The 11,027-nt window shown below is 75.1% G+C and carries 8 protein-coding genes; 3 read left to right on the forward strand and 5 right to left on the reverse strand.

Annotated elements, in window-relative coordinates; translation table 11 throughout:
- Positions 1-105: 105 nt before the first annotated feature.
- Positions 106-849 (reverse strand): GntR family transcriptional regulator, encoded by a 744-nt coding sequence (locus ABZ851_RS35970; protein ID WP_361136708.1) that lies wholly within the window; start codon positions 847-849, stop codon positions 106-108.
- Positions 850-1,155: 306 nt separating this feature from the next.
- On the opposite strand from ABZ851_RS35970, the gene ABZ851_RS35975 reads away from it, so the two are divergent.
- Genes ABZ851_RS35975 through ABZ851_RS35985 form a run of 3 tightly spaced genes read left to right on the forward strand, consistent with a single transcriptional unit; the run spans position 1,156 to position 3,412 of the window.
- Positions 1,156-1,932: a 5-oxoprolinase subunit PxpA gene (locus ABZ851_RS35975; protein ID WP_361136710.1), complete on the forward strand. Its 777-nt coding sequence runs from the start codon at positions 1,156-1,158 to the stop codon at positions 1,930-1,932.
- On the forward strand, positions 1,929-2,552 hold the full coding sequence (locus tag ABZ851_RS35980) for an allophanate hydrolase subunit 1 (protein WP_336054211.1): 624 nt from the start codon (positions 1,929-1,931) through the stop codon (positions 2,550-2,552). Before ABZ851_RS35975 ends, ABZ851_RS35980 begins: the two co-directional genes overlap by 4 nt.
- The gene (locus tag ABZ851_RS35985; RefSeq protein ID WP_361136712.1) at positions 2,549-3,412 is read left to right on the forward strand and encodes a biotin-dependent carboxyltransferase family protein; all 864 of its coding nucleotides are present in this window, start codon (positions 2,549-2,551) and stop codon (positions 3,410-3,412) included. The genes ABZ851_RS35980 and ABZ851_RS35985 overlap by 4 nt, the downstream gene beginning before the upstream one ends.
- Positions 3,413-3,440: 28 nt before the next feature.
- Here ABZ851_RS35985 and ABZ851_RS35990 read toward each other — a convergent pair whose 3' ends face one another.
- From ABZ851_RS35990 to ABZ851_RS36005, 4 genes are all read right to left on the reverse strand, one after another.
- The gene (locus ABZ851_RS35990) at positions 3,441-7,055 is read right to left on the reverse strand and encodes a hydantoinase B/oxoprolinase family protein (protein ID WP_361136714.1); all 3,615 of its coding nucleotides are present in this window, start codon (positions 7,053-7,055) and stop codon (positions 3,441-3,443) included.
- On the reverse strand, positions 7,052-8,203 hold the full coding sequence (locus ABZ851_RS35995) for an SGNH/GDSL hydrolase family protein (protein WP_361136716.1): 1,152 nt from the start codon (positions 8,201-8,203) through the stop codon (positions 7,052-7,054). Before ABZ851_RS35995 ends, ABZ851_RS35990 begins: the two co-directional genes overlap by 4 nt.
- Positions 8,204-8,268: 65 nt before the next feature.
- Entirely contained in the window at positions 8,269-9,498 is a 1,230-nt protein-coding gene (locus ABZ851_RS36000) for a glycosyltransferase (RefSeq protein ID WP_361136718.1), read from the reverse strand.
- Positions 9,495-10,622 carry a glycosyltransferase family 1 protein gene (locus ABZ851_RS36005; protein WP_361136720.1) on the reverse strand — a complete coding sequence of 376 codons (1,128 nt, stop codon included), beginning with the start codon at positions 10,620-10,622 and terminating at the stop codon, positions 9,495-9,497. Before ABZ851_RS36005 ends, ABZ851_RS36000 begins: the two co-directional genes overlap by 4 nt.
- Positions 10,623-11,027: the final 405 nt, after the last annotated feature.

Below are 11,027 nucleotides of genomic sequence, written 5' to 3' on the forward strand. Positions count from 1 at the left end.
GATTGTTCAACGATCCGACAAGGGGTCTGCCGGGGTGGATCTCAGGCGGGCTGCACGGAGGGCGTCACCAGGGCGGCATGCGGCCCCGCCGGCCCTCGCGGGGCCTCACCCCTCCGCGATGCGCTGCGCGTACGCCCCCGACAACTGCGTGCGCGAGTCCTCCAGATACGACAGCAACAGCCGCTCGGCCTCGGCGGTATCGCCCGCCTGCAGGGCCTCGACAATCTGCCTGTTACGGGTCAAATAGGGGGCATGGAAGCGCCGGGGGTCGGCCATGACATGGAAGACGAGCCGGAGCTCGGCGAGCACGCCCCGCATCAGCTCATCCGTGCGCGGACTGCCCGCCAGCGCCACGACTGCCTGGTGGAAGCGGATGTTGGCGGTCGAGAGCGCCTGCCACTCCCGGTCTTCGGACGCGGCCTCACCGGCCTGCACCGCGGCCTCGATCGCCGCGATGGCGCCGGCCGCCGCGGCGCCGTAGGGCCCCGGCCCCAGACCCCGTACCGCCGCACACTCCACGAGCATCCGCACCCGGTAGATGTCCTCCAGGTCCTCGACCGTCACCACCCGGACGAACACCCCGCGGTTGAGCTCGTGCACCAGCAGCCGCTCGTGCGTCAGCAGCCGGAAGGCCTCGCGCAGCGTGTTGCGCGAGACGCCCAGGGCGCCGCCGATGCTCTCCTCCGAGAGCCGGGCGCCGGGCGGGAAGTAGCCCTCGGTGATCCGGTCGCGCAGGATGTCGGCGACCCGTTCGGCCGTGCTGGAGCGCCCGAGCAGGGCACGGTCGCCTTCCAGGCTCGCGACCTCGGTGAGCCGCCACTGATCGTTCTTCGCCGCTCCGCCCGCCATACCGCTCCCCGTTCTCGCGCCGTACCGGGCGGCAGTCGGGGCCGTCCCGGAGTCGTATGAGCGAAAGTCAATCCCAGATGCGAGAACGAAACAACGCATCCGTGATCGCACCCCGAACACCTCTTGTCGGATCGTTGAACAATCCTCTACGTTGTCCTCGACGCCGGTCGGCTCGAGTGCCCTCGGGGGAGAGCCACTACGGATACGGGCCGGCCGGAACGTCCCGCCCGCCCCTGCCCGCGCCCGAGCCGCCGCACCGGTGCCCCCACGCGCCCGGCCGGCCCGAGCCCCATGGAACGGACCCACATGAGCGACCCGGCGACCCCTCCCGTCATCGACCTCAACGCCGACCTCGGGGAAGGCTTCGGCCGCTGGCAGCTCACCGATGACGAGGCCCTGCTCTCCGTCGTCACCAGCGCCAATGTCGCCTGCGGCTTCCACGCCGGCGACCCGGCCACCATGCGCCGGGTGTGCGAACTGGCCGCCGGGCGCGGTGTGGTCATCGGCGCCCAGGTCTCCTACCGCGACCTGGCGGGCTTCGGCCGCCGCGCGATGGAGGTGCCGCCAAAGGAGCTGTCCGCCGAGATCACCTACCAGATCGGGGCGCTGGACGTCTTCGCACGCGCCGCCGGGACCCGGGTCCGCTACGTCAAACCGCACGGCGCGCTCTACAACCGCTGCGTCCACGACGAGGAGCAGGCCGGTGCCGTCATCGACGGCATCCGCGCCGCGGGCGGCGGCCTGCCGGTCCTCGGGCTGCCCGGCTCGCGGCTGCACGAGGCCGCCGGGCGGGCCGGACTGCCCGTCGTCGGCGAGGCCTTCGCCGACCGTGCCTACACCGACGAGGGCACCCTCGTCCCCCGCCGTGAACCGGGCGCGGTGGTCCACGACGCCGACGAGGTCGTCAAGCGGGCGCTGGGCATGGCCCGCGACCGCACCGTCACCTCCCGCGGCGGCCGGCGCCTCGCCCTCACGGCCCGCTCGCTGTGCCTGCACGGCGACACCCCTGGCGCCGCGGACCTCGCCCGGCGGGTACGGTCCGAGCTGGCCGCGGCCGGCGTCCGCATCCGGAGCTTCGCATGAGGCCGCTGCCGGTCGGTGAACACGGTCTGCTGATCGAGCTGGACAGCGCCGAGGAGGTCGAGGCGCTGCACGCCGAACTGCTGCGCCGGGCCGCCGACGGCGCCCTGCCGCCGCTGCGCGAGATCGTGCCGGCCGCCCGTACGGTGCTCCTCGACGGCCTCGCCGACCCCCGCGGGCTCCTCGCCGAGCTCGCCGCCTGGGACATCCCGCCGATCGGCGCCGGCGACCGGCCCACCGTGGACATCCCGGTCCGCTACGACGGCCCCGACCTCGCCGACGTCGCCGCCCTGTGGGACTGCACCGCCGACGAGGTGGTGCGCCGGCACTCCGCGACGGAGTTCCATGTCGCCTTCTGCGGCTTCGCCCCCGGCTTCGGCTATCTGACCGGACTGCCCGAACCGCTGCACGTACCGCGCCGGGACACTCCCCGTACGAAGGTCCCGGTCGGCTCGGTCGCCCTGGCCGGCCCGTACACCGGGGTCTACCCGCGCTCCTCCCCCGGCGGCTGGCAGTTGATCGGCACCACCGACACCGTCCTGTGGGACCCGCGCCGCGAGCCGGCCGCGCTGCTCGCCCCCGGCACCCGTGTCCGCTTCGTCCCGCAGGAGACCACCCGATGACCGACCGCGCCTTCTCGGTCGTCCGGGCCGGAGCGCTCACCACCGTCCAGGACCTCGGCAGGCCCGGCCACGCCCACCTCGGTGTGCCGCGGGCCGGCGCCCTGGACGAGCCCGCGCACCGGCTCGCCAACCGCCTGGTCGGCAACCCCGAGTCCGCCGCCGCCCTGGAGACCACGCTCACCGGCTGCGCCCTGCGGGTCCGTACGGCCACCACCGTCGCCGTCACGGGCGCGCCCTGCCCGGTGACCGTCGACGGCCGCCCCGCCCCCTGGGGCGCACCGGTCCGCGTCCCGGCGGGCGCCGTCCTGGACGTGGGTCCCGCCACCTACGGCCTGCGCTCCCATCTGGCCTTCGCCGGGGGCATCGACACCGAACCGGTCCTCGGCAGCCGCGCCGCCGATCTGCTCTCCGGCCTGGGCCCCGACCCGCTCACCGAGGGAGCGGTCCTCCCGCTGGGCACCCCGCACGGCCCGCCGTCCACCGCCGACGCCGTCCCGCACCCCGGCCCGGTGACGGAGCTCGTCCTGCCGTTCCTGCCCGGCCCCCGCGACGCCTGGTTCACCGCCGCCGGCCTGCACACCCTCACCACCGGCCGCTTCCGCGTCTCGCCGGCCGGCAACCGTATCGGCCTGCGCACCGAGGGCCCGCCCCTGGAGCGCGCCCGCAGCGGCGAACTCCCCAGCGAGGGCATGCCCCTGGGCGCCCTCCAGGTCCCCCCCAACGGCCTGCCGGTCCTCTTCCTCCACGACCACCCCACGACCGGCGGCTATCCGGTCATCGGCGTGGTCCCCGAGCGCTATCTGGCCCCGGCGGCCCAGGCCGTCCCCGGGACACCGGTCCGCTTCCTGCGCAGGGGCTAGCCCTGCCCTCGGGCCAACGGCCGCCCGGTCAGCCGCCGTCCGGCACCCCGTATCCCCCGCCGCCCGGAGTGCGCAGCACCAGTACGTCGTCGACGCCGACGTCCGCCACGTCGCAGCCCGCCAGCTCCGACCGTGAACCGTCCGCCCGCTCCACGGAGTTGGCGCCCAGTGCGCCGGGTGCGCCGCCGGCCATGCCGTACGGCGCGACCCTGCGGTGGTTGGTCAGCAGGGCGACGGTCATCGGCTCCAGGAAGCGCAGCCGGCGATCGACGCCGCAGCCGCCGTGCCAGCGGCCCCTGCCGCCGCTGCCGGAGCGGATGGCGAAGGCGTCGACGCGGACGGGGTAGCGCCACTCCAGCACTTCGGGGTCGGTCAGCCGGGAGTTGGTCATGTGGGTCTGTACGGCGTCCGCGCCGTCGAAGCCGTCGCCCGCGCCCGAGCCGCTGGCGACGGTCTCGTAGTACTGCACCCGGTCGTTGCCGAAGGTGAGGTTGTTCATCGTGCCGGAGCCCTCGGCCTGGACACCGAGCGCGGCGTAGAGCGCGCCGGTGACCGCCTGGGAGGTCTCCACATTGCCCGCGACGGTGGCCGCGGGAAAGACGGGCGCGAGCATCGAGCCCTCCGGGATGCGGACCTCCACCGGCTTGAGGCAGCCGCTGTTGAGCGGGATGTCGTCGGCGACCAGGGTGCGGAAGACGTACAGCACGGCGGCCATCACCACCGAGCTGGGCGCATTGGCGTTCCCGGGCTGCTGGGGCGAGGTGCCGGCGAAGTCCACCACCGCGCTGCGGGCGGCACGGTCGACGGTCAGCGCGACCCGGATCTCGGCCCCGCTGTCGGTCTCGTAGCGGCAGCTGCCGTCCGACAGCCGCGCGATGATGCGCCGCACCGATTCCTCGGCGTTGTCCTGGACGTGTCCCATATAAGCCCGGACCACGTCCAGCCCGAACTGGTCGGTCATCCGCCGCAGTTCCTGGATGCCCTTCTCGTTGGCGGCGATCTGGGCACGCAGATCGGCGAGGTTGGCGTCGGGGGCGCGGGAGGGGTAGGGCCCGGCGGCGAGCAGGTCGCGGGTCGCGTCCTCGCGCAGTGCGCCGTCGCGCACCAGCAGCCAGTTGTCGAAGAGGATGCCCTCCTCCTCGATGGTGCTGCTGAAGGCGGGCATCGAGCCCGGCGTGATGCCCCCGATCTCGGCGTGATGGCCGCGGGAGGCCACCAGGAACAGCAGCTCGTCCCCGTCGGCGTCGAAGACGGGGGTGACGACGGTGACGTCGGGGAGGTGGGTGCCCCCGTGGTACGGGTCGTTGATCGCATACACGTCACCCGGCCGCATGTCGCCGCCGCGGCGCCGGAGCACTTCCTTGATGGACTCCCCCATCGAGCCCAGGTGCACGGGGATGTGCGGGGCGTTGGCGATCAGGTTGCCGTCGGCGTCGAAGAGGGCGCAGGAGAAGTCCAGGCGCTCCTTGATGTTGACGGAGTGCGCGGTGTTCTCCAGCCGGACGCCCATCTGCTCGGCGATGGCCATGAAGAGGCTGTTGAAGACCTCCAGCATCACCGGGTCCGCTTCGGTGCCGACGGCGACGCGGCCGGTGCGCGGCCGGGCCCGGGTCAGCAGGAGGTGCCCGTGTTCGCCCATGGCCGCCTGCCAGTCCGGATCGAGGACCGTGGTCGCGTCCTCCTCGGCGATGACGGCCGGACCGGTGAGGGTGTCGCCGGGGCACAGATCCGTGCGGCGGTAGAGGCCGGTGTCCTGCCATCGGCCGTCCGTGTACATCCGTACCGTGGCGGCCGGAGTCAGCTCTCCTTCCCTGCTGCCGGCTCGGGCCTCGTACCCGCCCGCGCCGCCGGCCGCGCCCAGCGCTTCGACCGACACCGCCTCGGCCACCAGCGGTTTGTCCATGGTGAAGGCGTAACGCTCGCGGTGTGCCCGGACGAATTCCGCGGTCATGGTGTCGGCGTCGGCCAGCGGGACGGCGAGGGTGGAGTCGGTCCCGGCGTAGCGGATCAGCACCCGGGCCCGGGTGGTCACCGAGGCCTCGGGCACCCCGTCGTCCAGGAGTTCGCGCCGGGTCTGTCCGGCAAGGGCCTCGCACACCTCGTGCACCCGCTCGACGGCCGCGGGATCGGTGAACTCCGCCTCGACGGCCTGCTCGCGCATCGCGGTGGCGTCGGCGACCCCGATGCCGTACGCGGAGAGCACCCCGGCCAGCGGCGGGACGAGCACCGTGTCGATGCCCAGCGCGTCGGCGACCGCGCAGGCGTGCTGGCCGCCGGCGCCGCCGAAGCTGGTGAGGACGTAGCGGGTGATGTCGCGGCCGCGCTGGACGGAGATCTTCTTGACGGCGTTGGCCATGTTGAGCACGGCGATGTCGAGGAAGCCGGCCGCGACCTCCTCGGGGCCGCGGTCGTCCCCGGTCTCGGCGGCCGCCCGCGCGGCCAGCTCGGCGAAGCGGGTGCGGACCACCTCGGCGTCCAGCGGCTGGTCGCCGTCCGGTCCGAACACCGCGGGGAAGTGGGCGGGCTGGATGCGGCCGAGCATCACCTGGGCGTCCGTGACGGTGAGCGGGCCGCCGCGCCGGTAGCAGGCCGGCCCCGGGTCCGCACCGGCCGAGTCGGGGCCGACCCGGTAGCGGCGGCCGTCGAAGTGCAGGACGGAGCCGCCGCCGGCCGCGACGGTGTGGATGTTCATCATGGGCGCGCGCATCCGTACGCCCGCGACCTCGTTGCCGAAGACCCGCTCGAACTCACCGGCGTAGTGCGACACATCGGTGGACGTGCCGCCCATGTCGAACCCGATCACCCGGTCGTGACCGCCGCCCGCGTCGGCGGCGGTACGCACCATGCCGACGACACCGCCCGCGGGCCCGGACAGCACCGCGTCCTTGCCCCGGAAGTGTGCCGCCTTGCGCAGCCCGCCGTTGGACTGCATGAACATCAGCCGGATACCGGGGAGTTGGGCGGCGATGTCATCGACGTACCGGCCCAGGATCGGGGAGAGGTAGGCGTCGACGACGGTGGTGTCGCCGCGCGGCACCAGCTTCATCAGCGGGCTGACCTCGTGCGAGCAGCTGACCTGGGAGAAGCCTGCCTGCCTGGCCAGTTCGGCGACGGTGCGTTCGTGGTCGGCGTGGCGGTAGCCGTGCAGCAGGACGACGGCGGCGCTGCGCAGGCCGTCCGCACGGGCCCGGATCAGCGCCCGGCGGACCGCGTCGGCGTCCAGCGGCCGGACCAGCTCACCGCGGGCGCCGATCCGCTCCGGCACCTCGATCACCCGGTCGTACAGCGCCTCGGGCAGCACGATGTGCCGGTCGAAGATCCGCGGCCGGTTCTGGTAGGCGATCCGCAGCGCGTCCCGGAACCCTTCGGTGGTCAGCAGCACGGTCGGTTCGCCCTTGCGCTCCAGGAGGGCGTTGGTGGCGACGGTGGTGCCCATCTTGACGACGGAGACCCGCTCGGCGGGCACCGGTTCGTCCGGGCCGAGCCCCAGCATCATCCGGATACCGGCCACCGCGGCGTCGCGGTAGCGCTCCGGGTGGTGCGAGAGCAGCTTGCCGGTGACCAGCCGTCCGTCCGGGCGCCTGCCGACGACGTCCGTGAACGTGCCACCGCGGTCGATCCAGAACTCCCAGCGTCCGGTCATCCTGTCATTGTCGCAGCGCCCTTCGCCGTCGCGGCGGTTTTCCCCGGCGGGGCATCGTCCGGTCCGCCGGGGCTGTCCGGGGCGTCGGCCCTGTCCGGGGCGCCGGCCCTGCCCGGCCGGTGATCCGCCCCGTTCATCCCCTCCACCCCGTCCACCCCGTCCGCCCCGTCCGACCCGTGATCCGCCCCGTCCAGTGCGGCGAGCGCGGTACGCGTGGCCTGGTCGGCCGCGGCGTCCAGCAGCCGCCCGGATCCCGCCACCCCGTGCCGGCACTCCTGGAGCGCCAGACCCAGCAGGCCGGGCAGCAGGTCCGTGCACCGGTCGGCGACCCAGCGGGTGCCGCGGGTCGCCATCCACCGGGCCGATCCGGCGCGGGTCGGCGGCGGACCGTCGAGGGTGAGCGCGGGCGGCGGTCCCACGGGCAGGCCGGCGGCGGCCAGCGCCGCATGGAAACCGCGGGCCAGCAGCCGGTGGCCGCGCTCGCTGGGGTGCAGCCGGTCCACGCTCCAGCAGGCACGTTCGGCGACCCAGGGGTGTTCGGCGAGGTGCAGATGAACGCCCTGGTAGCGCGCGGACACCGCATGGACGACGGTGTTCACGGCGCGCATCCGGCGGGCCAGCGGACGCGCCAGCGGCGCGGGCAGGCCCAGCATCCGGCCCGGATCGGGCAGGCACGCCGTCAGCACCACGGCCCCGTCGGCGCTCAGTGCGCCGTGCGCCCGGTCCAGGGCGGCCGCGACCCGCTCGATGGCGAAGGCCGCGCGCAGGGTGTCGTTCGCGCCGACGACGAGCGAGGCGAAGCGCGGCCCGAGGGCGCGCGCCGCGGGCAGCTGCCGCTCGGCCAGCTCCGCCGCCAGCGCCCCGCTGCGCGCCAGGTTCACCAGTTCCACACCGCCCGGCCGCTCGCCCAGCGCCCCGGCGAGCAGGGACGCCCAGCCGCGCCAGCCGCCGCCCGGTACGGGGTCACCGAGGCCTTCGGTCAACGAGTCGCCGAGCGCGACGAAGCGGGCCGGGGACAGGGACGGGGCCAGGGCCAGGACCGGGGCCGGGGAACGGCCGCCGCCCGGTGCCCGCCTCGGGATCGCCGCTCCCCCGCCCGGGCTCACGGCCGGCCCGCCCGGGGCCACGGCTCCCCCGCCCGGTGCCACCGCTGCTCCCCTCTCCGGTATCACTCCTCCGCCGCCCGGTATCACCACTCCCTCGGGCCGCACCGTCACCACCCGCCCAGCGGGCCGGCAGGGGACGGGAAGGGCACGGCGGTGCGCGGCCTGCCGAGCGGGGCGGGCGCGTCGTGCGCCGCCAGGAAGGCCTCGACGGCGGGCTGCCAGCCGTAGCCTTCGGCGCGGCGGCGGGCGGCGGCGCGCCGGGCGGGACCGGGCCGGGCCAGCACGCGCTGGACCGCATCGGCGAACGAGGACCCGTCGTCGAGCGCCGTATCGCCGCCGCTGCCGACCAGCCCCGCCAGCGCCGATGCCGCGCTGGCGACCACCGGGGTACCGCAGGCGAGCGCTTCCAGGGCGGCCAGCCCGAAGGTCTCGGCCGGGCCGGGCGCCAGTGCGACATCGGCACCGGCCTGCAGCGCGGCGAGCCGGGACCGGTCGGCGAGGTGCCCGAGGAACGCCGCGGGCAGCCGCTCGGACCGCGCCCGGGCCTCCAGTCGGGCCCGCAGCGGCCCGTCACCGGCCACCACCAGCGTCGCGTCGACCCCGCGCCGCCGCAGCTCCGCCAGCGCGTCCAGCGCCCGCCCCGGCCGCTTCTCCTGCGACAGCCGGGAGCAGAGCAGCAGCAGGACCTCCGCCCGGCCCGCCCAGCGCCGGCGCAGCTCCGTGCTGCGGCACCCGGGGTGCCAGGCGGCGAGATCGACGCCGAGCGGAGCGCGCACCACATTGCGCACACCGGCCCGGGTGAACTCCGCCGCCGCCCAGGCCGTGGTGCACACGACCCGGCTGTAGGCGTGCGCCGTACGGCGGTTGAGCCGGTCAGCGGCGGCGCGGGCCAGCGGCTGCGGTACGCCCCAGGTGCGCAGCACCCCGTCCACGCTCTCGTGCGAGACCATCACCGCGGGGGTCCGGGCCCGGCGCGCCCACTCCCCCGTCCAGCGCAGCGTCGTCCGGTCGGAGACCTCCAGCCGGTCGGGGGCCAGGGAGTGCAGCAGCTGCTGGACCCTGCGGCGGTCGGTCAGCACGCGGTAGCCGCCGCTGCCCGGCAGCGCCGTCCCCGGCAGGGTGATCACCCGTCCCTGTGCGGTGGCTTCGTCACACCATCCGGCCGGGCCGAGCACCCCCGGCGGCCCCGGCACGATGAGCACCGGCTCGTGCCCGGCGGCCCGGTAGCCCTCGCCGAGTTCCCGCAGCGCGGTGCGCAGCCCGCCGGAGGCCGGCGTGACGAAGTTGGCGATCCGGACGATCCGCAGACCCGCCCCACGGGCGTGTCGCACGTTCACGCCGCCACCGCCGTCCGGTCGCTGAGCACGGCCTCGTAGTGGCCCAGGAGCTGGTCGCCGACCGCCGCCCACGTACGGTCCTGCACGGCTCTGCGGGCCGCGGCACCGTACCGGACGCGCAGCTCGGCGCTGCCCGCGAGCAGCTGCACCGCCTCCCGGAACGCGCCGCCGTCCCCCGGTGTGACCAGCAGCCCCGTACGGTCGTGGTCCACCAGGTCGAGCGGGCCGCCCGCCCGGGGCGCCACCACCGGCACACCGGAGGCCATCGCCTCCTGCACGGTCTGACAGAAGGTCTCGTACGGCCCGGTATGGACAAAGATGTCCAACGAGGCGTAGAGCCGGGCGAGTTCATCACCCGTACGGCGGCCGAGGAAGCGCACCCCGGGCAGCGCGGTCCGCAGCCCGGCGGCGCTGGGCCCCTCGCCGATGACGACGGTGCGTACACCCGGCAGCCGCGAGGTCTCGGCCAGCAGTCCCACGTCCTTCTCCGGCGCGAGCCGTCCCACATACCCCACCAGCAGTTCCCGCCCCGCGGTGAGCGAGCTGCGCAGCACCGCGTCGCGCCGCCCGGGGTGGAACCGTTCGGAGTCGACGCCGCGCGGCCACAGATGGACCCGGGGCACCCCGTGCTCGGTCAGATCCAGCAGCGCCGCGCTGGAGGGCGCCAGGGTGCGGTCGGCGGCGCCGTGCACCGCCCGGATGCGGCGCCAGGCCGTGGCCGCGCCGCCGCCGAGGTAGGTACGGGCGTAGCGGCCCAGATCGGTCTGGTAGACGGCGACCGCGGGCACCTGGCGGCGAGCGGCGGCCGCCATCCCCCGGGCACCGAGCACGAACGGACTGGCCAGGTGCACGAGATCGGGCCGGTGCCCGTCGAGCGCCGCGGACAGCCGGCGCCCGGGAAGCGCGATCCGCACCTGCGGATAGCCGGGCAGCGGCATCGAGGGCACCCGGACGACGGGACAGGGACTCTCGTGCGTACCGGCGGCCGGCGAAGGGCCACCGAGTGGCGCGATGACCAGCGGATCGTGGCCGCGCCGGACGAGGTGCCGGGCGGTTTCCAGGGCGCAGTGGGAGACGCCGTTGACATCGGGCGGGAAGGATTCGGTGACCAGGACGACACGCATACCGCTGTTCTCGGCGTGCGGTGCGTGGAGGGGGCCAAGGGGATCTTTCCTGCCGGAGAAGTTCTCCCCACGTTTTTGGCTTTCCCGCCGGTTCGCTGCGCTTTGCCTCGGCCCGTTTTTGGCTTTCCCGCCGGTTCGCTGCGCTTTGCCTCGGCCCGTTTTTGGCTTTCCCGCCGTTGCGCCTGCGCCTGGCGGCGGGCGGGGTCCGCTGCGCGGGGCGGGTCCGCTGCGCGGGGCGGGTTCGCTGCGCGGGGCGGGTTCGCTGCGCGGGGCGGGTTCGCTGCGCGGGGCGGGTCCGCTGCGCGGGGCGGGTCCGCTGCGCGGGGCTGTCGGGTGCGGTGACGGGCCTCCGCGGGTGGGTGTCCGGACTGCTTCGCTTTACGTCCGGACACCCACCCGCTCCGG

It is taken from the genome of Streptomyces sp. NPDC047049, assembly GCF_040643995.1.
Taxonomy (GTDB): Bacteria; Actinomycetota; Actinomycetes; order Streptomycetales; family Streptomycetaceae; genus Streptomyces; species Streptomyces mooreae.

What these genes read in the sequence shown, in the direction of transcription:
- ABZ851_RS35975 (WP_361136710.1), top strand. Translation starts at nt 1,156, where the DNA reads ATGAGCGACCCGGCGACCCCTCCCGTCATCGACCTCAACGCCGACCTC.
- ABZ851_RS35970 (WP_361136708.1), bottom strand. Translation starts at nt 849, where the DNA reads ATGGCGGGCGGAGCGGCGAAGAACGATCAGTGGCGGCTCACCGAGGTC.
- ABZ851_RS35980 (WP_336054211.1), top strand. Translation starts at nt 1,929, where the DNA reads ATGAGGCCGCTGCCGGTCGGTGAACACGGTCTGCTGATCGAGCTGGAC.
- ABZ851_RS35990 (WP_361136714.1), bottom strand. Translation starts at nt 7,055, where the DNA reads ATGACCGGACGCTGGGAGTTCTGGATCGACCGCGGTGGCACGTTCACG.
- ABZ851_RS36005 (WP_361136720.1), bottom strand. Translation starts at nt 10,622, where the DNA reads ATGCGTGTCGTCCTGGTCACCGAATCCTTCCCGCCCGATGTCAACGGC.
- ABZ851_RS35985 (WP_361136712.1), top strand. Translation starts at nt 2,549, where the DNA reads ATGACCGACCGCGCCTTCTCGGTCGTCCGGGCCGGAGCGCTCACCACC.